Below are 22,505 nucleotides of genomic sequence, written 5' to 3'. Positions count from 1 at the left end.
AACCTAATAGGGGCGGGTGAGATCATGACTAACCTGGTAGAAGTGGAAGACTTCACGCTTCACAGTGAAGAGAAACGAACCAGCGCGTTCCAGCTTGAGGTGAAAACCTGGCTGGAGCGCCATCCTGAAACGCAGTATGTCGACATCCTGTTAAATGATTTAAATGGTGTGTTCCGCGGTAAGCGTATTCCGGTCTCTGCGCTACCTAAGCTGGAAAAAGGATGTTATTTCCCCGCCTCAGTGTTTGCCATGGATATCCTCGGCAACACGGTGGAAGAAGCGGGACTCGGCCAGTCTCTTGGTGAACCCGATAATCTCTGTCTGCCCGTTAGCGGCACGTTAGTTCCCTCCGCCTCTGACCCTCAACACATTGCACAGCTGCTGTTAACCATGTGCAACCAAGATGGCACTCCCTTTGACGTTGAACCCCGAAATGTCCTCAACCGACTGTGGCAACAGTTGCGCAACCGAGGTCTGTTTCCGGTGGTAGCGGTAGAGCTGGAGTTCTATCTGGTGGACAAAAAGCGCGATGCTGAAGGCTTTATCCAGCCGCCCTGTTCGCCTGGCAGCGATGAACGCAATATGCAGAGCCAGGTCTACTCGGTCGATAATCTCGATCATTTCGCTGATGTCCTGCGCGATATTGACGATTTGGCCCGTCAGCAGGGCATACCGGCCGATGGCGCGCTGGCGGAAGCCTCGCCCGGACAGTTTGAGATCAACCTGCATCATACCCGTGACGTGCTGCGCGCCTGCGACCATGCGGTGCAGCTGAAGCGCCTGATTCGTCAGGTGGCAGAAAACCACGGTATGACCGCGACGTTTATGGCGAAGCCCTATGAGGAGTACGCGGGCAGCGGCATGCATGTGCACATCAGCATGCTGGATGCCGCCGATCACAACGCCTTTGCCTGCGATGACGGCAGCGATTCTCCGCTGATGAAACGGGCGCTGGCCGGGATGATCGATCTGATGCCCGCCTCAATGGCGCTGCTGGCACCCAATGTGAATGCCTATCGCCGCTTTGTCCCTGAAGCCTATGTGCCGTTACAGGCTTCGTGGGGTCATAACAACCGTACCGTTGCGCTGCGCGTGCCGTGCGGCGATATCGACAACCACCGTATTGAGTATCGGGTGGCAGGCGCTGATGCTAATCCCTATCTGGTCGTCTCGGCTATCCTGGCCGGGATGCTGCATGGGCTGGATACGCAGCTGCCATTGCCGCATCCGGTCACCGGCAACGGACACCATGCCGAGGGGCTGGCACTGCCGATCCGGCAGAGTGATGCGCTGTATGAGTTTGACAGCAGCTATCCGCTGCAGAAGTTACTGGGCGAACGCTTTGCCAGTGTCTGGCACAGCTGCAAGCATCATGAACTGATGCAGTTTGAACGACTGATTACGTCTACGGAAATAGACTGGATGCTGAAAAACGCCTGATGAGCTTTTCAGCGTTACTCTGTCGCGCTTTTTTTTGCATAAGGTGCCCCGACGGCTTGTAATACTGCCACGGGTTAGGGCAGAATACGCGGCCTGCAAAATCAGATGATAACCGACGCTTAACGCGCCGGTTATTTTTTTGCATCCAGTTTTAACAGAGCGTTTTTGCTGACTTAACCGAGGCCGGGCACGCACCCGGATAGATAAACACTGAAAACACGCGTAAGCGTGAGATTGAGGATTACAAAGATGGGGATGTTTTTCACTCTGCCAGCCAACGCTGGTACGCGTTTTCGTGATGACTACGGCGCCGCGTCAACCGCTAACCTTACTCCCTGTCGCTTAATGCGCAGTTGCCCTGTGACCCAGCCCAGCCAGGTTGTCGCACAGGGGGGACTGAAGCATGTCGCTTAATACCTCCGCCGCACCGCAGCGTGCGCAACTCAAAAAGACGCTTACGTTACTTCCGGTCGTCATGATGGGCTTAGCCTACATGCAGCCTATGACCCTGTTCGATACCTTTGGCATCGTTTCCGGTCTGACCGATGGTCACGTCGCCACCGCTTATGCTTTCGCACTGATTGCGATTCTGTTCACTGCCGTGAGTTACGGTAAGCTGGTACGCCGCTTCCCCTCTGCGGGCTCCGCTTATACCTACGCTCAGAAGGCGATCAGTCCGCACGTCGGCTTTATGGTCGGCTGGTCATCACTGCTGGACTACCTGTTCATGCCGATGATCAACATCCTGCTGGCTAAAAACTATTTCGAATCGCTGGTGCCGGGCATCCCGTCGTGGATCTTCGTGGTGTTGCTGGTCGGCTTTATGACGCTCTCTAACCTCAAGGGCATCAAAACCGTCGCCAACTTCAATAGTGTCATTGTAGTGCTGCAGGTCATTGTCATGGTCGGGATCACCGGCATGGTGATCTACGGTGTGGCAAGCGGCGTCGGTTCCGGTACCCTGGTGAGCAGCCGTCCGTTCTGGTCTGAGAATGCGCACGTGGTGCCGATGATTACCGGTGCGACCATACTCTGCTTCTCGTTCCTCGGCTTTGATGGCATCAGTTCGCTGTCGGAAGAGACCAAAGATGCAGAACGCACCATTCCACGCGCTATTTTCCTGACGGCGCTGATTGGCGGTGTGATCTTTATCGCGGCATCTTACTTCCTGCAGCTCTACTTCCCGGACATCACCCGTTTCCAGGATCCGGACTCCTCACAGCCTGAGATTATGCTGTTCGTAGCCGGTAAAGCGCTGCAGGTCGGTATCCTGATCTTCTCGGTGGTCACGGTACTGGCATCCGGTATGGCGGCGCACGCAGGCGTATCGCGTCTGATGTATGTGATGGGCCGTGATGGTGTATTCCCGGAGCGTTTCTTCGGTTACATCCATCCAAAATGGCGTACCCCGTCGCTCAACGTGCTGCTGGTCGGTGCGATTGCGCTGATGGCGATTAACTTTGACCTGGTCACCGCGACCGCGCTGATTAACTTCGGTGCGCTGGTGGCGTTTACCTTCGTGAACCTGTCGGTGATCGCACAGTTCTGGATCCGTGAGAAGCGTAACCGCACGCTGAAAGATCACGTTCAGTATCTGCTGCTGCCGCTGCTCGGCGCGATAACGGTCGGAGCGTTGTGGGTGAATCTGGAAGAGAGCTCTATGGTTCTGGGCCTGATCTGGGCCGCCATCGGGATTATCTACCTGGCATTCGTGACCCGCAGCTTCCGTAATCCGGTGCCGCAGTTCAGCGAAGAAGTTTAATCGTGCTCACGTTGCCGCCTTCCGGGCTTTATCGGGAAGGCGGCAACTGTTAACCGGCCAGCACCAGTTCCAGGTTGCCCGCACTTAACAGATCCCGCCCCGCATCACTCAGTTTGTTGTCCGTCACCACCTGATCAAACCTCTCCAGCGGTAACGCCAGAAACGTCGCTATTCTGTTGTACTTCGAACTGTCACTCAGTAAAACCCGTTTGCTGCTTACTTCGCTTACTGCCTGCTTCACCATCACTTTATCTTCATCCGGTGTAAACAAGCCACGTGGTCCCCAGCAGGAGGCGGAGATAAAGGCGATATCAATCGCCAGATTGCGCAGGCTGCGTGCTGCCGAGTCGCCGACGCAGGAGCGGTTCTCCCGGCATACGGTGCCGCCCGTGTGGATCACCCGGCACTGACTCGCCTCCATCAGCAAATTCGCCACCATGAAATCATTGGTCACCACCAGTAAATCATCACGATCAACCACTTCCTGTGCCAGTGCTAACGTCGTGGTCCCGGCATCCAGATAGATGCAGCTGTTACGGGGAATGTGACGGGCAGCAGTGCGGCCAATAGCGCGCTTTTCATCGTTGTACAGGGTGCTTTTCGTCAGATGTGACGGTTCAGCTGCCAGTCGATCGGCAGAACGCACGCCGCCGGAAACCGACAGCACAGCACCTTGTTCCTCCAGTTTTTGCACATCCCGGCGGATGGTCATGTGTGACACGCCAAGCCGCTCAGTTAACTCAGCAATGCTCACCACGCCACGATCGGCCACCAGTGCCAGAATCTGTTGATGACGTTCAACCGGAATCATATCTGCTCCCTGATAATTACCATTTTTTCACATTATAAAGTATCTCCCAGTCAACCAGAACAAAAAATAACAGCTGATACAGGGCGGAGAACGGGAGTTACCGGGCTGATACAAGGCGCAGACAGTAAAATGCGTGATGTTAAAAATTGTTCACGTTCACATGATGGATGTTTTTTTGTGAGGAGTGGCACATTTTTACCGACCGGAAGCTGGCAGGATTAACAGTAACAAACAAATAATCACTTAATTTAACAGTGGAGGCGTAACGTGCCAGCTGAAAACATCTGCGTTATCGGGTTAGGTTCCATGGGTATGGGTGCGGCAAAGTCCTGTCTGCGCGCCGGACTCAACACCTGGGGGGTCGATTTGAATTCTGCAGCCCTGGAGAGCTTACGTCAGGCCGGCGCACGTGATGCGCAGACTTCCGCCTCTGCCTTTGCAGACCAGCTCGATGCCGTTTTGCTGCTGGTGGTCAATGCAAAGCAGGTTAACGCCATCCTGTTCGGTGAAGAGGGCCTGGCCGCAAAACTGCGTCCGGGCACGGTGGTGATGGTCTCATCCACACTCTCAGCGCAGGATGCACAGCTGATTGAACAGCGGCTGGCTGAACATCAGTTGCTGATGCTGGATGCCCCGGTGTCGGGCGGCGCGGCCAAAGCGGCCAGCGGTGAAATGACGGTGATGGCATCCGGCAGTGATGCAGTCTTTGCACAACTGCAGCCGGTGCTGGATGCGGTCGCCGCCAAAGTCTATCGCGTGGGCAAGGAAATTGGCCTCGGGTCAACCGTCAAAATTATCCATCAGCTGCTGGCGGGCGTTCACATCGCGGTGGGTGCAGAAGCGATGGCGCTGGCGGCGCGAGCCGGTATTCCGCTGGAAACCATGTATGAAGTGGTCACCAATGCTGCGGGTAACTCGTGGATGTTCGAGAACCGTATGAGGCATGTGGTAGACGGCGACTACAGCCCGAAATCAGCCGTCGATATCTTTGTGAAAGATCTCAACCTGGTGGCCGATACCGCGAAGTCACTGCACTTCCCGCTGCCGCTGGCCTCGACCGCCCTCAACATGTTTACCGAAGCCAGCAACGCCGGTTATGGCCGGGAAGATGACAGTGCGGTGATTAAGATCTTCAGCGGCATCACGCTGCCGCAGGCAGGGGAGAGCAGCTGATGCGTCTTGGTGTCATAGCGGACGATTTTACCGGCGCAACGGATATCGCCAGTTTTCTGGTGCAGAACGGCCTGACGACCATTCAGTTCAACGGCATTCCCGCCAGCGAAGAGATGACAGAGGCGCAGGCGATTGTGATCAGCCTGAAAAGCCGTTCCTGCCCGGCAGATCAGGCGGTTTCGCAGTCGCTGGCCGCGCTGGCGTGGCTGCAAAAGCAGGGCTGCGAGCGCTTCTACTTCAAATATTGCTCCACCTTCGACAGTACCGCGCAGGGCAATATCGGTCCGGTGACCGATGCGCTGCTGAATGCGCTTGGTGAGACGCAGACGGTCATCTGCCCGGCATTGCCGGTGAACGGGCGCACCGTCTATCAGGGCTATCTGTTTGTCGGCGATCAACTGCTGTCCGATTCCGGCATGCGGCACCATCCGGTTACACCGATGCAGGACAGCAACCTGATGCGTCTGATGACCTCGCAGGCAACCGGCAAAGCCGGGCTAATCGCCGCAGCACAGATCGATCAGGGCGCGGAGTCAGTACGTCAGGCGCTGGACCAGCTGGCGGAGCAGGGCATCAGCTACGTCGTTACTGACACCCTGCATCAGGGGCATCTGTTGACCCTGGGTGAAGCACTCAGTGACAGGCGGCTGGTGACCGGCGGTTCCGGGCTGGCTATCGGTCTGGCACGACAGTGGACGACGGCCGGGACGGATGCAGAGGCGGAGCGGGCAGGCCGTCCGCACGGCGATCGCGCTGTAGTGCTCTCCGGTTCCTGTTCGCAGATGACCAATCGTCAGGTTGCCGCGTACCGCCAGCTGGCACCGGCCTGCGAAGTAGAGATTGAGCATTGTCTGGAAGATGCAGAAGGGTATGCCCGGCAGCTGTGCGACTGGGTGGAAGCCAACAGCCATCAGACGATGGCCCCGCTGCTTTTTGCCACCGCTGACGCGCAGCAACTGCAGGTGATTCAGCAGCGCTATGGTGCGCAGCGCAGCAGCGAAGCCGTTGAGCAGCTGTTCGCCGCCGTCACCCGTGAGCTGAAACAGCGTGGCTGGCAACGTTTTATTGTGGCGGGAGGGGAAACCTCCGGCGTGGTGGCGCAGAGCCTGGGCGTAACTGCCTTTCACATCGGCCCGACCATCTCGCCCGGCGTGCCCTGGGTGCGCGACATTCATCAGCCGCTCTCCCTGGCTCTGAAATCGGGCAATTTTGGCGACGAAGATTTCTTCCGCCGCGCGCAAACGGAGTTTACCGATGTCTGAATCTTTACTTTTAGCGGAGCAGCAGGCGCGTGACGAAATGGTACGTCTCGGTGCCTCGTTCTTTCAGCGCGGCTATGCCACCGGCTCAGCGGGCAACCTCTCAATGTTGCTGGCGGATGGCAACCTGCTGGCGACCCCTACCGGCTCCTGCCTCGGGGAATTACAGGGTGACCGGCTGTCGAAAGTGACGCCTGAGGGGGAATGGCTCTCCGGCGATAAACCCTCCAAAGAGATTGCGTTTCACCGCGCGCTCTACCTGAATAACCCCGACTGCCGCGCAGTGGTGCATTTGCATAGCCACTACCTGACGGCGCTCTCCTGTTTACAGGGGCTGGATACGGACAACTGCATCCGTCCGTTTACCCCCTATGTGGTAATGCGCGTCGGTGATGTGCCTGTTGTGCCTTACTACAAGCCGGGCGATGGGCGTCTGGCCGAAGATCTGGCGGCGCTGGCGCCGCGCTACCGCGCCTTCCTGCTGGCGAATCACGGCCCGGTGGTGGTGGGGAAATCCTTACAGGAAGCGGCAGACAACACCGAAGAGCTGGAAGAGACTGCTCGTCTGATCTTTACCCTGGGCGACCGCCCGATCCGTTATCTCAGCGATGCCGAAGTGGCAGAACTCAGGAGCCGATAATGCCGAAGTTTGCTGCTAACCTCTCGACGCAGTTTACAGAATATCCCTTTGCTGAACGCTTTGCTGCAGCGGCGAAAGCCGGTTTCACGGCGGTCGAATTTCTGTTTCCTTATGACTATCCCGCCACGCAGATAAAACAGTGGCTCGATGTAAACCTGCTGCAACTGGTGCTGTTCAATACCGCGCCGGGCAATGTCGCCGCGGGTGAGTGGGGTGTTTCCGCCATCCCCGGACGGGAAGCGGAAGCAAAGGCGGATATCGACCGCGCCCTGAGTTATGCGCTGGCGCTGAACTGCCCGCAGGTTCACATCATGGCGGCGACGGTGCCGCCCGGTGCCGATCGTCAGCGTTACGTTGAGACCTTTATCAGCAACATGCGCTATGCGGCTGAGCGCTTTGCGCCGCACGGCATCAACCTGCTGATAGAAGCGCTTAACCCTGTAACCAAGCCCAACTATCTCTACGCCAGTCAGTATCAGACGCTGGAGATGGTTGAACAGATCGACCGGCCAAACGTGTTCACTCAGCTCGACCTGTTTCATGCACAGCGGGTAGACGGCAACCTCAGCCATCTGATTCGACACTATGCGGGACGTTATCGACACGTACAGATTGCGTCAGCGCCGGATCGCCATGAGCCGGATGAGGGGGAAGTTAACTATCCCTGGCTCTTCTCACTACTGGATGAGGTTGGCTATTCCGGCTGGGTCGGCTGCGAATATATCCCGCGTGGTGACACCAACGCGGGCCTGGGCTGGTTTGCTCCCTGGAAATTAAAAGCCTGATTTAACGTGCTCTTAAACCGGTGTTTCAGCACCGGTTGGGTCAGGCTCGCCCTTTATCTGGCCCTGCACCTGCTGACCCTGTACGCCGATAACCCAAAAAATATAACAATTTCTGAGGTTTACTATGTCCACCGCACTGCTGTTAGCCATAGCGACCGCCAGCATCGTGATCCTGCTGCTGCTGGTCATCAAAGCCAAAGTTCATCCGTTTGTCGCCCTGCTGATTGTCAGCCTGCTGGTGGCTATCGCGACCGGCATTCCGGCTGAGAAAATCATGGAGACGATTATCACCGGAATGGGCGGGTTGCTCGGTCATATCACCATCATCATCGTGCTGGGTGCTATGCTCGGGGCAATTATTGAAGCCTCAGGGGGCGCTGAATCGCTGGCGCAACGCTTCAGTAAAACGCTGGGTCTGAAGCGGACCGTCGCCGCTTTAACCATGGCGGCTTTTATCCTGGGTATTCCGGTGTTTTTCGAAGTGGGCTTTATCATCGTCATCCCGCTGATTTATGGCTTCACTAAGGTAGCGCGTGTCTCACCGCTGAAGTTTGGCCTGCCGATGGCGGGCGTCATGCTGACGGTGCACGTGGCGCTGCCAACCCATCCGGGGGCCGCGGCCGCCGCCGGGATCCTGCACACGGACATGGGCTGGCTGATGATGCTGGGTATCGCGATTTCCGTGCCGGTCGGGATCATTGGCTACTACGTGGCGAAAGTGATGAACCGTCGCCATTATCATCTGTCGGTCGAGGTGCTGGAGCAGTTGCAGATGGCGAAGCCAGAGGGGCAGGAAAAGAAGCATGAACCTGCCCCACCGGGCGCGCTGACCATCAGCGGTCTGATTGTGGTCCCGATTGTATTGATCGTGCTGGGAACGCTGTCCCACACCCTGCTGGCTGAAGGCAGTCTGCTGCGTAACGTCATGACTGTGATTGGCACGCCGCCGATTGCCCTGCTGATTGCCTTAGGACTGGCGGCCTGGCTGCTGGGCGTCCGTCGTGGCTGGAGCAAAGACAAGCTGGAAGATCTGACCGGCCGGGCAATTCCCACCTCCGCCAGTGTGATTCTGGTGGCCGGTGCGGGTGGGGCATTTGGCAAAGTCCTGGTGGAATCAGGGGTCGGCAAAGCGCTGGCGGTGACGCTGGAAACGCTGCATCTGCCGCTGGTGCCTGCTGCGTTTATCCTGTCACTGGCGCTGAGGGCGTCACAGGGTTCCGCCACGGTAGCCATTCTGACCACCAGCGGTCTGCTGACGCAGGCGGTAACCGGCGTGACGGATATGCAACGGGTACTGGTTACCCTGGCAGCCTGTTTTGGCGGCCTGGGGCTTTCACATGTCAATGATGCGGGCTTCTGGGTGGTCACCCGTTATCTCGGACTTTCCGTGGCCGACGGTTTACGCACCTGGACGGTGCTGACGACGATAATGGGATTAAGCGGTTTTGTGCTGACCTGGCTGGCGTGGATGGTGCTCTGATTGAGCAAGACAGGAAAGCCTGACCCGGCAGGGGATGCCGGGTCAGGCTTTCTCATGGGTTCAGGAAACCAGCTCCTGCGCATAAAGATAGAGCGCTTTGAGCTGCCCAACCTTTTCTGCATCAGCTTCATGCAGATTAGCCAGTCCTTCCAGTTCCTGCATAAACGCCTGCACCCGATCACCGTTCAGCACGTCACGGCGATGCTCCAGCCAGCGCTGTTGCTCGGCATCATCCAGCGTGCCGGGGAAATTACGCGCCCGATAGCGGAACAGCAGTTTCGCCACCCGCGCACTCTCAAAGCTCAGGTCAAGCGCAGGCAGATTGGCCGGCGCGGTCTGACGAATAATGTTCATCCCGGCGCGATCGGCATCGCTGAAGAATCCATCGTAGAGCTGCGTGTCCACATCCTCTGACGGTGTAAACGGCTCGGCTTCGGCAAACAGCGTAACCAGTTTTTCCCGCACGTCAGGCTGCTGACGCAACAGCGCCAGATTCGTCAGACAGTGCTGACGATCAATACCCAGACGGGCCGCATCTTCCGGACGCAGCGTACTGGCAGGTGCCAGCACCGGACACTTGTTGATATGCACCAGTTTAACCGGTACCGCAGGCAGATCGCCGAGGTCGTTTTTCGGCGTGTAAAGACGTTCACGCAGCGTGTCAGCATCCAGTTGCAGCAGCGGTGACATATCGCCTGCCAGATCCACCACGATCAGCGCATTCCGGTTATCGGGATGCCAGGCCAGCGGCACGATCCAGCTGGTGTTGCCGCGCGCGGCGCCGAACATGCCAGAGACATGGACCAGCGGTTTCATCTGCGGGATGTCGATCAGGTTCATCAGCTTGTTTTTGTTGCGATGGGTAAACAAAAACTCAAACAGTTTCGGCTGCTTCTCTTTTACCAGCTTTGCCATCGCCAGCGTGGCGTAAACATCGGACATTGCATCGTGCGCATTTTCATGGGCCACGCCGTTGGCTTTGGTCAGATGCTCCAGCCGGAAGCTGGGAAAGCCTTCTTCATTTTCCGGCCAGTTGATCCCGTCAGGCCGCAGCGCATAGCAGGCACGCATCACGTCGAGCAGGTCCCAGCGTGAGTTGCCGTTTTGCCAGGCCCAGCCATAAGGGTCATAAAAGTTGCGATAGAAGATATTACGCGTCACTTCATCATCGAAACGCACGTTGTTGTAGCCCACCACGCAGGTTTGTTCGGTGGTGAACAGCTTATGAATGCGTTCGGCAAACTCTGCTTCGATGACGCCGCGGCTCATCGCTATCTGCGGGGTGATGCCGGTAATCATTACCGCTTCGGGCTGTGGCAGATAGTCATCAGGCGGACGGCAGTAGAACACTTCAGGCTCGCCGACCGGATTAAACTCACTGTCGGTGCGCAGGCCGGCAAACTGGGCGGGCCGGTCACGAGAGGGGCTGGTACCGAAGGTCTCATAATCGTGAAACAGAAAAGTGGGCTGTACGCGGTCGTTATTCAAATTTCATATCCGTTCATTGCGTTTACTGGCGTAGAGAACAGAAAGCGTAAAGACCGCTCTCTGTCCGCTCTGAATTTTTGCGCCACAGAGGAGGGTAATCGTTGCGTCTGGTGCGCGCTGACTGTGCGTTCTGCCACAGAGCTATTATAGCGGATCAGGGGATCGTCTGACGCTCTCCCATATGGTAAACCATATTCCGGTACGTCTGAAGTTAAGGGTTCAGTCGGCCTGATGCTTCTCTGCAACCGTCAGACCTCTGCAATCACTGCAGCAGGCGTGCGAGCCTGTATCAGCGGACGCCATTTTCATCTCAAAAGCGGAATCCGCTACGCATTTTCGCAGCCTATGTATGCCGCTCTCAGCGCAGCGTATGAAATGACGCCTGCGCTTCCTCTGTTCTGCCCTGGCGGGCGAACCGCGTTACTTCGTCAGACGCGCACCCGCCTGGCGCCCGGTTCATACTTTTTTTCAATTTATTCAAACCTTCACAACGCTTTTGCCGTACAACGTGCGGCTGTTTCCGTTTCGGTTTTAGAAATATTCTCTCCCGTGCAATTAAGGATGAAGTGTTGAAAAGGCGTCTGTTGTTCACCGTTACCGCTACTGTTTTTTGGGCCTCGCTGGCACAGGCTGATGCGATTCCCTTTCCTGTGACGCCTCCGGCGATTGATGCGGCTTCCTGGGTATTGATGGATGCCACTACCGGGCAGGTGCTGACCGCGGGCAATCCCGATGAACGCCGCAATCCCGCCAGCCTGACCAAACTGATGACCGGCTACGTGGTCGATCGCGCTATCGACCAGAAGAAAATCAGCCGGGACGACATGGTCACGGTTGGAAAAGATGCCTGGGGTGCAGGGAATCCGGTGTTTAAAGGGTCCTCCCTGATGTTCCTGAAGCCAGGTGATAAGCTGAGCGTCCGGGATCTAAGCCGCGGCGTGATCATCGACTCCGGCAATGACGCCTGCGTTGCGCTGGCGGATTACGTGGCGGGCAGCGAAGCGAACTTCGTCGGTATGATGAATCATTATGTTGAGAAGCTCGGCCTGCAGAATACGCATTTTGAAACGGTTCATGGTCTGGATGCGCCAGGTCAGTACTCCAGCGCGCTGGATATGGCGAAGCTGTCACGCGCCATCATCGATGGCGAGCCTGATTTTTATGCCATGTACAGTGAAAAGACCCTGACCTGGAATGGCATTACCCAGAATAACCGTAATGGTCTGCTATGGGATAATAATCTCCACGTTGATGGGCTGAAAACCGGTCACACTGAAACCGCGGGCTTTAATATCATCGCGTCAAATGTGGTGGGCAAACATCGCCTGATCGCTGTCGTCATGGGGGGGAAAAGTTCGAAAGGCCGGGAAGAGCAGGCGCGTAAACTGCTGGTCTGGGGCCAGAACACCTTCGATACCGTTCAGCTGTTCCATGCGGGTAAGAAGATTGGCAGCGAAAATGTCTGGTACGGCAATCCGCATCAGGTAGAGGTGGGAACGGCAGAAGATGTTTATCTGTCTCTGCCGCGCAGTGAAGTGCAGAACGTGAAGGCGAAATACGTCATCGATCGTAAAGATCTGGAAGCACCGCTGAAAGCCAATGAAGTGATCGGCGAGATTCAGGTGATGGATAAAGATCAGCAGATTGCTCACTATCCGCTGGTGGCACTGAGTGCGGTCGAGCCAGCAGGCGTGATTACTCGCCTGACGGACTATCTTAAACAGAGGTTCTGATTGTCGCCGGGCAGTACAGAAACGGGTAGCCTGCGGGCTGCCCGTTTTCACATTTATACCCTGAGCCTGTTACCGATACCTGATAAAGGTTAAAAAGCCGTATTAAGTTGTTCATGACTTCCGGTCAGGTATGTGAGGCGGATGTTGATAATTGTAAGCGAACGTCAAAACTGTTTTGAAATATCCGGCCCGCGCTAAGTCCAGGCCGCGTTCAGGGTTAAGATAGCCCCATCATGTTCCCGTAACCGGAAAGTCACTTTGCGTCCTGACAAGCCCATCTCGAAACTGGAGTTCTGGTTTTATCGCCATTACCGATACGTCCACGGCGTGCGCATTGCCATCGCCTTTTTGCTCTGCTTTATTTTTGTCCGGGCAACCGGTATTCCGGAAGGCACCTGGCCGCTGATCACGCTGGTGGTGGTGATGGGGCCGATTTCCACCTGGGGAAATGTCTTTCCACGCGCCCTGCAGCGCATCTGCGGCACGGTGGCGGGCTCGATTTCCGGGCTGATTGCCCTGAAGCTGGAGCTTATTTCCATGCCGGTGATGCTGGCCTGGTGCGGCATCATCATGGTGATCAGCGGCTACCTGACGCTGGGCAAACATCCCTACATGGCGCTGCTGATCGGGATTACGCTGAGCGTGGTGGTGGGTGCGCCAACCGGCGATTTCACCGTGGCACTGTGGCGCGGTGGTGATGTCATTCTGGGATCGCTGATGGCGCTGCTGTTTACCGCTATCTGGGCGCAGCGCGCCTACACACACTGGCGCATTCAGCTCTCCGACACGCTGGCGGGCATGGCAAAAATCTATCACGCCGGCTTCTCGCCTAACCTGGTTGAAAAGCCGCGTCTCAATAAGCCGCTGGGCAAATTGCTGACCAGCGTGATCAAAATGCGGGCGCTGCTGGAGCCGTCGAGCAAAGAGACGCGCATTCCGAAGTCGGTGCTTGAAGCGATTCAGACCATAAACCGTAATATGGTTTACACCATTGAGATGCAGATTAATGCCTGGTGGGCCTCGCGTGAGAGCCACCTGATTATGCTTAACGCGCCTGCACTCCGCCGCACGCAGCAGATGACCGAGAATACGCTACGGGCGCTGTCGGTGATGGCGATTGAGGGTGAAACAGAAGAGGTGATTGCCAACAGCCATGAGCTGACCGAAATCAGTGGCGAACTGCGCAGACTGATCGCCGAAGCGGGCAGCGACGGGCTGGAAGAGACGCCAATCTACGGCTACGTCTGGCTGACGCTGGAACTGGCGAAACAGCTGGAGCGGATGACCGATCTGATGCGGATGGCGCTGCGCAAATAATCACCTCAGACAAGGACTTAATGTGAAACCGGGTTTCTTTGCGCTAAGATAAGAGCCAGTCTGAATTTAGCTGTGAAAATTGCTTACCTGGCGGGCTAGCCGCTAAGCTGATCGTTTTGACTCTCTCCCTGCGTCAGCAGGCTTAAAGAAAGGTGCCATCATGGAAAATGCCAAGCAGTCATTTCAGGACGTACTGGAGTTCGTGCGTATGTTCCGCCGCAAAAACAAACTGCAGCGTGAAATTGTCGATAATGAGAAGAAAATCCGCGATAACCAGAAGCGCGTACTGCTGCTCGACAACCTGAGCGAATATATCAAACCCGGCATGAGCGTTGAGGCCATTCAGGAAATCATCGCCAGCATGCGTGTGGATTATGAAGACCGCGTGGATGAGTACATCATCAAAAACGCCGACCTGTCTAAAGAGCGTCGCGAGCTGTCGAAAAAAATCAAAGCGATGGGCGTGGGCGAACACCCGAAAGCCTAAGAACAGAGCGCTTATGCGTTCTGTGTTCCCTGTGAACCCGCATTCACTCCGGTGGTGCGGGTTTTTTATTATCTGTCTCAGCGCAGAATTATTTACCCGCCAGCCTGCGGGCAATCTCCTGTAGCTGACGAGAGAGCGCCACTACATCGACCCGCTTATCCGCGGGCGGGGCGGTGGTCTCACGAATTACCAGCGTGGTTTTCAGCGCGTTGGCTGGTGCCTCTTCACCCTGAAGCCGCGCCAGCATTCGCTCAACACTTTGTGCGCCAAGATAGTGTAAATCCTGCCGCACCGTGGTCAGCGGCGGCTGATACCACGCGCTCTCGGCGGTATCGTCATAACCAATCACGGAGATCCCGGCAGGAATGGCGACGCCATACTGATGCAGCGCCCGCATTGCACCCAGCGCCATCTGATCGTTAGCCACCAGCAGCGCCTGCGGCAGGTCGTCAGGTAATTGTGTCAGCAGCGCCTGATAACCCGACTGCGCGCTCCAGTCACCGCGCAGCGCGCAATGCGGCGTTAACTGATGATCGGCCAGCGCCTGACGCCATACCTTTTCGCGCTGACGGGCTGACACCGAGCGCAGCGGCCCGTTTAACAGGCCAATCTGACGATGCCCCAGCGCCACCAGATGTTCAACGGCGGCACGTGCGCCGGACTCATTGGGATACTGACACTGTGCCACCGCCGCCTGCGGTTCGACATCCAGAAACAGCACCGGCTTGCCGCCGCACAGTAACTGAATCTGCTGCGCTTCATCGGCATCCAGCGGCAGGTTAATCAGCAGCCCATCGACCCGCTGAGCCAGCAGTTCATTCACGGTGGCAGCCGCATCGTGACCGCTGTCCATCGCAATCACCAGATGATAACCCGCCTGTGCAGCACGCTGCTGAATCGCCGAGGCGATCTGCGCCGGTGCCATCAGGGCCAGGTCGCTGGTCGCGAGACCTAACGTGCGCGTTGCTTTGCCCGCCAGCTGCTGCGCCACCCGATTGGGCACATAATTGAGCTGTTGCATCGCCGCCTCAACCCTTTCCCGCGTGCGGGCTGACACCTGTTCAGAACGATTTAAAACACGTGAAACAGTTTGATATGAGACGCCGGCCAGTTGAGCGACATCATCAAGGGTCACGGAGCGGGAAGTCATTGAACTCTCCAAAAGATGAAGCGACGAGTGTAACAAATTTTCATGCTGTGCTGCTGCCGGCCACCTGTTCACCACCATGCCAGCGGGGGAAAATGGCGGCACCCGACCCGCGGACGTTGCCGGTTGTTAACGCTGCTGCAGATAGACCTGCAGGTTCACATCCACCGCGTTCAGCAGCGGCGTGGCAAGCCCGTTTCGTTTCGCCCGCAGCAGCAGGTCACCGATGATCTGATCGGCTTCAATATCATAACCTTGAGTGAGATCGCGGTACATTGAGGAGGTCATCGGGGTCGCGGGATTGTTTAACAGCTCAAAAATGCGGGCCGTCACCGCCGGGCGCGGCTGATAGCCTTCGGCAGTAATGACGGACAGAATCTCCGTAAAGATCCCCTGTAGCAGCGCTTCGCCGCCGCGCGAGGTGAGGATCTGCCGGGTATCGCCGCGTGCCAGGCAGCAGACCGCGCCGAGCGTGCTGAGCAGCAGCCACTTCTCCCACAGCTCATCCATGATGTTATCGCTGAACAGGGTATCAACCTGACAGTCGCGCAGCGCGGCATCAACCCGTTGCAGCCGTTCATCATTATTGCCGTCCAGCGCGCCGTAAAAGATCTGATGCAGCGGTGTCATCTGGATGATTTCGCCCTGTTCGCCCAGCGTAGCGTTGATCTTGCACAGGCCGCCAATCACCTTATCTTCGCCGAAGCGCTGTTGCAGCGTCGCGATGTGCCGCATTCCGTTAAGAATCGGCATAATCAGCGTGTCCGGGCCGACCGCAGGTGCAATGTCCTCCATCACCTGTTCAAGGGCAAAGCTCTTCACCGTCACAATAATCAGATCATAGTGGCCCGTCAGGGTGCTGACCTGCGTCAGCTGCGGCTGTAACGTTTCGGTACCCTGCGGCGTCTGCAGCACCAGCCCGTTGTTTTGCAGCTGCTGATAACGGCGTTCACGCACCAGAAAAGTCACGTCCTGACCTGCCTGAGCCAGTCGTGCACCAAAGTATCCACCGGTCGCGCCGGCGCCTGCCATCAGAATCCGCATTCCACTCTCCCTTTGCTGAAAACCTTTACCTTAGAACGCCGCGAGCGTGCTTACCAGCGTTAGCCTCCGGCGTAGCGTTTCGGGGTGCGTGAAAAAACAGGCAGGGAAAGCATGAGCAGTGAGGCGAGAATGCAGAAAAATCAGATTTTCCCGGTCAGCAGGGCGAATTAGCGTGCGGCGTTAAAGCCAGGTGACGCCCAGCTCGGCAGCCTGCTGTTCCCACGCCAGCACGTCCTGATAATCGTCTCGCTGCACCGGGCTGAATCCACTGATGAGATTGTCGTCGCAGACGCTGCGAAAGGCGGGATCGTTTACCAGCTGATGCAGCGCTGTACGCAACGTCTCCAGCCGGGCGGCTGACGTTGAGGCGGCCGTGATCAGCGGCAATCCGGGTGCGGCGGGCGTCTCACCGATGATATGCAGGCCGCGCAGTTCATCCGGCGCATAGCGCGCCAGCAGCGCCCAGCTGACGCAGTCGATAGCGGCGATATCTGCCTGCGAATCACGCAGCGCTGCCAGCGACTGACGGTGTCCGCCACTTAGCAGTAGCTGTGAAAACGTCACGCCCTGGAGCGCCGCCACAAACCGCAGCGCGTTATAGCCGGAGTGCGAGTTCGTACTATTAGCTACGGCCCGCTGACCGTTGAAATCGGCCAGCGTCGCCTGTTTATTTCGCGCCACCAGCCAGCTGCGATAATCGCGCCCGCTGCAGCCCGCAGCCTGATAGTGAAAGGTGCCGACCAACTGAACCGCCGGTAACTGGCTGACCAGCGGATAGCCGCAGGTCTGACTCAGCAGCAACCGGTCATCCCGCCAGTGGACCAGCAGATCGTCAGGCCAGACCGGCTGTGCCTCTGTGTCATGCTGCGCCAGCAGCGTAACCACAGCCTGCATCAATGCCCGCGTGGCAGGCGGATGGAGCGCATACATGGGCAAAGCGAGCAGATTATTCATGGGTTTTCTCCCCTGAGCGGCCCGGATGGGCATTGACGCTAACCGGTCTGGCCCAGAACTGGCGCAGCCAGACTCGATAGCCCGCCACCCGAAAACCGTGGTTGCGCTGATAGTAATGCTCGCGGTCGCGAAGATAGAGCGGGCGCAGGCCATACCAGGGAACGCCAGGCAGATCGTGATGCACTGAATGGTAGTTCAGATTCAGGAACAGTAAGCGCCAGGGCCAGGCCGCTTCATTATTCACCGAACGTGCCAGCGGGTCTTCCGCTGCACGATGTTCATAAAAGGATCGTATTTTGGTCAGCGCCAGCGCCGGATAACTTACCGCCAGCAGATACCACAGCGGCGAAAACCCGAGCTCCGCCATCCAGTAAAACAGCAGAGCCAGCAGCGCGCCATGCAGCAGCCACATGCCCGTCGCAGAGCGATCGCCACGTCGCAACGCCTGCCACATCCCGCCAACGGTCGACGCGATATCCAGTAGCGGGCCAAGCAGCAACCGTCCCGGAAATGTGTTGCGCAGATGAATCAGCCGCTGCTGCCAGCGCGGCAACTGCGCCCAGCGTGCAGCGGAAAAATAGTAGGTTTCCGGGTCTTCGTCCGGCTCAGTCAGGGTGTGATTGCGATGATGGGCCAGATGAGAGTCGCGATACAGACCATAGGGATACCAGACCGCCAGCGGCAGAGTGCCGAACAGCTGATTCACCCGCGGCCAGCGTGTGGGATGACCGTGGATCAGCTCATGCTGCAGTGACATATACCAGGTGGTGAAAACGATCAGCAGCAGGGTAGCGGGCAGTCGTCCCAGCGTCTGCCAGTTAAGCATCACCGGGAACCAGCCGCCGTAAATCACGCCCATCAGCAGCCAGGTCGGCAGTTCGCTGCGCCAGAGCCAGCTGCGCGCGCGTTGTTTCAGCCAGGCGCGCTGCTGTAAAGAGAGATAGCCGTTGTGCATCATTCACCTGACAGCGGAAGCAAGAGTCTGGAGAGTGAAAGAAAGGACGAACAAAGACAAAGTGGATAATCTGCTTAGCTATGTCGAAATTCCTGAATATGGCGCTTAAAGATATTCACTATCAGTCGCCGCGTGGAGGGCGTAACCTTTCCTTATCAAAAATCGCCTATAGCCCACAGGCGCTTACCGCCTGTCAGGAGAAATACAGATGAAAAATATTGGCTTCTTATCCTTTGGTCACTGGACGCCTTCGTCGCAGTCCGCCACCCGCACCGCGCAGGATGTGTTACTGCAATCGATCGACTTAGCGGTCGCTGCTGAGGAGCTGGGCGCAGATGGCGCTTATTTCCGTGTCCACCATTTTGCCCGCCAGCTCAGCTCGCCGTTTCCGCTGCTGGCTGCCGTGGCAGCGCGGACCCGCAAAATTGAGATCGGTACCGGTGTTATTGACATGCGTTACGAAAACCCGCTTTACATGGTGGAAGATGCCAGCGCGGCAGACCTCATCTCCAACGGGCGTCTGCAGCTGGGCCTGAGCCGCGGTTCCCCTGAGCAGGTGATCGATGGCTGGCGCTACTTTGGTTTTGAACCGAAAGCGGGTGAAAGCGATGCGGATATGGGCCGTCGTCACACCGAAGAGTTCCTGGACGTGCTGCGCGGCGAAGGGTTTGCAAAGCCGAATCCACAGCCAATGTTCCCGAACCCGCCGGGCCTGCTGCGACCAGAGCCGCTTTCGGAAGGGCTGCGTGATCGCATCTGGTGGGGCTCCGGTTCCAATGCCACCGCAGAATGGGCAGCAAAAATGGGCATGAACCTGCAAAGTTCAACCCTGAAAGATGATGAAACCGGCGAGCCGTTCCACATTCAGCAGGCGAAACAGATCCGCGCCTACCGCGAGGCCTGGAAAGCGGCGGGGCATCAGCATGCGCCACGCGTTTCCGTCAGTCGCAGCATCTTTGCGCTGGTGAATGATATGGACCGCGCCTACTTTGGCCGCAGCGGTAACGATCAGGATTCCGTTGGTTTCCTGGATGAGAAAACCCGTGCCATCTTTGGCCGCAGCTACGCCGCAGAGCCTGAAGTACTGATTAAGCAACTGGCGCAGGATGAGGCGATTGCTGAAGCGGATACGCTGCTGTTGACCGTGCCTAACCAGCTTGGTGTCGCCTACAACGCCCATGTGATTGAGGCGATTCTGAAGTATGTTGCCCCGGAACTCGGCTGGCGTTAAGTCACTACCCGAGCGCCCGCGCAAGCGGGCGCTCAGTTGTTTCTCCATAAACCTGTATTACCTGTCATTCACCTCTGCGATCGTTAACGTTTTTTAATCATTTTCTCTTTTCGTCTTTCTGCCGCTCTTGTCTGGCGTGTGTTCCGTCCATTCCATCAACTACACCGGTTTAGCCAGCGACCGCGGCTAAATCTGGTCAGGCCGTTGTTCTGCCAGCATTGAATAAGACGGTTGTGCAACCGGTTGTGTCGGAATAGTCTGATGCAGGTCGGTGCCGCTTCGTTGATGATTCCGGGTAGTAACATCCGTTGCGCCATTGCTGGAAGCTGTTGAAATAAACCTTATTCAAAGGGATAAGCTATCAATCTTATAGGATGAGACAGGTGTGAGTTCCTGAAGATCCTCTATAGAGTAGCGATGAAAATACAAAAAGAGGTGTGACCATGAGCAATTCCATTGATGAAGATGCAAAAGATGCAAAGCCTATTGTTGAAGCCGATCGCGAAGCGCCTGAAAGCAAATGCCCTTTTCATGCAGGCAAGCCAGCGCAGCCAAATCAGGCGCCGGGTGGCGGAACAACTAACCGTGACTGGTGGCCTAACCAGCTCCGCGTTGACCTGCTGAACCAGCACTCATCCCGTTCGAATCCGCTTGATGCATCCTTCGACTACCGTAAAGAATTTGCCAGATTAGATTACTCTGCGCTGAAAGCTGACATTAAAGGGTTGCTCACCGAGTCACAGGCCTGGTGGCCCGCTGACTGGGGCAGCTATATCGGCCTGTTTATTCGCATGGCCTGGCACAGCGCCGGAACCTATCGCTCCGTAGACGGACGCGGTGGTTCAGGCCGTGGTCAGCAACGTTTCGCCCCCTTAAACTCCTGGCCGGACAACGTCAGTCTGGATAAAGCGCGCCGCCTGCTGTGGCCGATTAAACAGAAATATGGCCAGAAAATCTCCTGGGCTGACCTCTACATCCTGGCGGGTAACGTTGCGCTGGAAAACTCCGGCTTCCGTACCTTCGGCTTTGGTGCCGGACGCGAAGATGTCTGGGAACCGGATATGGATGTGAACTGGGGCGAAGAAGCCGCCTGGCTGGAACACCGTCACCCGGAATCCCTGGCACAGTCGCCTCTGGGTGCCACCGAAATGGGTCTGATCTACGTCAACCCGGAAGGTCCGGAACACAGCGGCGATCCTGCCTCTGCGGCCCCGGCGATTCGCGCCACCTTTGGCAACATGGGCATGAACGACGAAGAGATCGTGGCACTGATTGCCGGTGGCCATACCCTGGGTAAAACCCACGGTGCCGCACCGGCCAGCCACGTGGGCGTCGATCCGGAAACCGCACCGATTGAAGCGCAGGGTCTGGGCTGGGTCAACAGCCACGGTACGGGCGTCGGCGCAGATGCGATTACCTCTGGCCTGGAAGTGATCTGGTCGCAGACACCGACCCAGTGGAGCAACTATTTCTTCGAGAACCTGTTCAAATATGAGTGGGTTCAGACGCGCAGCCCCGCGGGAGCCATCCAGTTTGTAGCGGCTGATGCACCGGATATCATCCCGGATGCGTTTGATTCCACTAAGAAACACAAACCGACCATGCTGGTCACCGACCTGACGCTGCGTTTTGACCCGGAGTTTGAAAAAATTTCGCGTCGTTTCCACAACGATCCGCAGGCGTTCAACGAAGCCTTTGCCCGTGCGTGGTTTAAGCTGACGCACCGTGATATGGGACCGAAAGCGCGCTACATCGGACCTGAAGTGCCACAGGAAGATCTGATCTGGCAGGATCCGCTGCCTGCACCGGTTTATCACCCAACCGTGGCAGACATCGCCCAGCTGAAAGAGAAGATTGCCGCATCCGGCCTCAGCGTCAGCGAGCTGGTTTCCGTTGCCTGGGCTTCGGCATCGACGTTCCGTGGTGGCGACAAGCGCGGTGGTGCCAACGGTGCCCGACTGGCGTTGCTGCCGCAGCGTGAGTGGGACGTCAATGCCGTCGCAGCACGTGTTCTGCCTGCGCTGGAAGCGATTCAGCGCGAAGCCCACAAGGCTTCACTGGCGGATGTCATCGTTCTGGCGGGTGTGGTTGGTGTTGAGCAGGCGGCGAAAGCGGCTGGCGTCTCGATCGACGTGCCCTTTACCCCGGGCCGTGTCGATGCGCGTCAGGATCAGACCGACATCGAGTCATTCGATCTGCTTAAACCGCGTGCGGATGGTTTCCGTAACTTCGGCACCGGCTTCGGCAAAACCACCACCGAAAGCCTGCTGATCGACAAGGCACAGCAGCTGACCCTGACCGTGCCAGAGTTGACGGTGCTGATAGGCGGGATGCGTGCGCTTGGCACTAACTTCGATGGCAGCCAGCACGGTATCTTCACGCACAATGTGGGATCGCTGAACACGGACTTCTTCGTGAATCTGCTGGATATGCGTACCGAGTGGAAAGCGACTGATGGCAGCAATGAGAAATTCATCGGACGCGATCGCGTCAGTGGTGAAACCCGTTTCACCGCTACCCGCGCCGATCTGGTGTTTGGTTCCAACGCGGTGTTACGCGCCTCGGCAGAAGTCTATGCCAGCAGCGATGCCCGTGAAAAATTCGTCAAAGACTTTGTCGCCGCCTGGACAAAAGTGATGAATCTGGATCGGTTTGATATCTGATTGCTGTTGATTATGTAAAAGCTGTCATTCGCTAATATTCAACTGCACCCTAAAAGTCGGTGATCCGACTGATTAAGGTGCAGTTTTTTTTGCCAGATTTCTTCTGATTACTGGTCCTGTCGTCTGCGTATGGAAG

At 57.1% G+C, this 22,505-nt stretch carries 18 protein-coding genes; 12 read left to right on the top strand and 6 right to left on the bottom strand.

What is annotated here, in order from left to right; all coding sequences use genetic code 11:
- Positions 1–24: 24 nt before the first annotated feature.
- Both AC6I8J_RS11990 and AC6I8J_RS11985 read left to right on the top strand, forming a co-directional pair.
- On the top strand, positions 25–1,440 hold the full coding sequence (locus AC6I8J_RS11990; RefSeq protein ID WP_161734428.1) for a glutamine synthetase family protein: 1,416 nt from the start codon (positions 25–27) through the stop codon (positions 1,438–1,440).
- 403 nt (positions 1,441–1,843) lie between these two features.
- Positions 1,844–3,202, top strand: coding sequence for an APC family permease (locus AC6I8J_RS11985; RefSeq protein ID WP_161734426.1), 1,359 nt, complete (start codon positions 1,844–1,846; stop codon positions 3,200–3,202).
- 49 nt (positions 3,203–3,251) lie between these two features.
- On the opposite strand, the gene ygbI is transcribed toward AC6I8J_RS11985, so the two are convergent.
- Entirely contained in the window at positions 3,252–4,013 is a 762-nt protein-coding gene (gene ygbI, locus AC6I8J_RS11980) for a DNA-binding transcriptional repressor YgbI (protein ID WP_222925261.1), read from the bottom strand.
- 267 nt (positions 4,014–4,280) lie between these two features.
- On the opposite strand from ygbI, the gene ltnD reads away from it, so the two are divergent.
- The 5 genes from ltnD to AC6I8J_RS11955 all read left to right on the top strand — a co-directional run bounded on the left by ltnD (position 4,281) and on the right by AC6I8J_RS11955 (position 9,350).
- A complete protein-coding gene (gene ltnD / locus AC6I8J_RS11975) occupies positions 4,281–5,186 on the top strand; it encodes an L-threonate dehydrogenase (RefSeq protein ID WP_161734423.1) in 906 nt (301 codons plus the stop codon).
- Positions 5,186–6,448, top strand: a complete 1,263-nt coding sequence (gene otnK, locus AC6I8J_RS11970) for a 3-oxo-tetronate kinase (protein ID WP_222925263.1) — start codon at positions 5,186–5,188, stop codon at positions 6,446–6,448. Before ltnD ends, otnK begins: the two co-directional genes overlap by 1 nt.
- A complete protein-coding gene (otnC, locus tag AC6I8J_RS11965; protein ID WP_161734419.1) occupies positions 6,441–7,085 on the top strand; it encodes a 3-oxo-tetronate 4-phosphate decarboxylase in 645 nt (214 codons plus the stop codon). Before otnK ends, otnC begins: the two co-directional genes overlap by 8 nt.
- Entirely contained in the window at positions 7,085–7,870 is a 786-nt protein-coding gene (locus AC6I8J_RS11960) for an HPr family phosphocarrier protein (RefSeq protein WP_161734417.1), read from the top strand. The genes otnC and AC6I8J_RS11960 overlap by 1 nt, the downstream gene beginning before the upstream one ends.
- 124 nt (positions 7,871–7,994) lie before the next feature.
- Complete coding sequence (locus AC6I8J_RS11955) at positions 7,995–9,350, top strand: GntP family transporter (RefSeq protein ID WP_161734415.1); 1,356 nt, start codon at positions 7,995–7,997, stop codon at positions 9,348–9,350.
- Between the two features lie 60 nt (positions 9,351–9,410).
- On the opposite strand, the gene sbcB is transcribed toward AC6I8J_RS11955, so the two are convergent.
- A complete protein-coding gene (sbcB, locus tag AC6I8J_RS11950; protein ID WP_161734413.1) occupies positions 9,411–10,838 on the bottom strand; it encodes an exodeoxyribonuclease I in 1,428 nt (475 codons plus the stop codon).
- Positions 10,839–11,407: 569 nt separating this feature from the next.
- Between sbcB and dacD the strand changes: the two genes are divergently transcribed.
- The 3 genes from dacD (at position 11,408) to tmaR (ending at position 14,375) form a co-directional block, all read left to right on the top strand.
- Positions 11,408–12,571, top strand: coding sequence for a serine-type D-Ala-D-Ala carboxypeptidase DacD (gene dacD / locus AC6I8J_RS11945; protein WP_497825399.1), 1,164 nt, complete (start codon positions 11,408–11,410; stop codon positions 12,569–12,571).
- Between the two features lie 258 nt (positions 12,572–12,829).
- The gene (locus AC6I8J_RS11940; protein ID WP_161734409.1) at positions 12,830–13,888 is read left to right on the top strand and encodes an FUSC family protein; all 1,059 of its coding nucleotides are present in this window, start codon (positions 12,830–12,832) and stop codon (positions 13,886–13,888) included.
- A gap of 160 nt (positions 13,889–14,048) precedes the next feature.
- The gene (gene tmaR, locus AC6I8J_RS11935; RefSeq protein ID WP_004571340.1) at positions 14,049–14,375 is read left to right on the top strand and encodes a PTS system regulator TmaR; all 327 of its coding nucleotides are present in this window, start codon (positions 14,049–14,051) and stop codon (positions 14,373–14,375) included.
- An 88-nt stretch (positions 14,376–14,463) separates the two neighbouring features.
- On the opposite strand, the gene AC6I8J_RS11930 is transcribed toward tmaR, so the two are convergent.
- From AC6I8J_RS11930 to AC6I8J_RS11915, 4 genes are all read right to left on the bottom strand, one after another.
- The gene (locus AC6I8J_RS11930; protein ID WP_161734407.1) at positions 14,464–15,525 is read right to left on the bottom strand and encodes a LacI family DNA-binding transcriptional regulator; all 1,062 of its coding nucleotides are present in this window, start codon (positions 15,523–15,525) and stop codon (positions 14,464–14,466) included.
- A gap of 126 nt (positions 15,526–15,651) precedes the next feature.
- A complete protein-coding gene (locus tag AC6I8J_RS11925; protein WP_161734405.1) occupies positions 15,652–16,566 on the bottom strand; it encodes a ketopantoate reductase family protein in 915 nt (304 codons plus the stop codon).
- Between the two features lie 180 nt (positions 16,567–16,746).
- The gene (locus AC6I8J_RS11920) at positions 16,747–17,520 is read right to left on the bottom strand and encodes a phosphate/phosphite/phosphonate ABC transporter substrate-binding protein (protein WP_497825398.1); all 774 of its coding nucleotides are present in this window, start codon (positions 17,518–17,520) and stop codon (positions 16,747–16,749) included.
- Positions 17,513–18,475: a fatty acid desaturase gene (locus AC6I8J_RS11915; protein WP_497825642.1), complete on the bottom strand. Its 963-nt coding sequence runs from the start codon at positions 18,473–18,475 to the stop codon at positions 17,513–17,515. Before AC6I8J_RS11915 ends, AC6I8J_RS11920 begins: the two co-directional genes overlap by 8 nt.
- Before the next feature lie 208 nt (positions 18,476–18,683).
- On the opposite strand from AC6I8J_RS11915, the gene AC6I8J_RS11910 reads away from it, so the two are divergent.
- Together AC6I8J_RS11910 and katG are read left to right on the top strand one after the other, a co-directional pair.
- Positions 18,684–19,706: an LLM class flavin-dependent oxidoreductase gene (locus tag AC6I8J_RS11910; RefSeq protein ID WP_480343177.1), complete on the top strand. Its 1,023-nt coding sequence runs from the start codon at positions 18,684–18,686 to the stop codon at positions 19,704–19,706.
- A 443-nt stretch (positions 19,707–20,149) separates the two neighbouring features.
- Positions 20,150–22,369, top strand: a complete 2,220-nt coding sequence (katG, locus tag AC6I8J_RS11905) for a catalase/peroxidase HPI (RefSeq protein WP_497825397.1) — start codon at positions 20,150–20,152, stop codon at positions 22,367–22,369.
- Positions 22,370–22,505 lie beyond the last annotated feature (136 nt).

Source organism: Pantoea sp. X-Soil-ISGK-355 (assembly GCF_059730805.1).
Note: the sequence above shows the minus strand (reverse complement) of the source record. Positions and strands in the feature narration are given on the sequence as shown.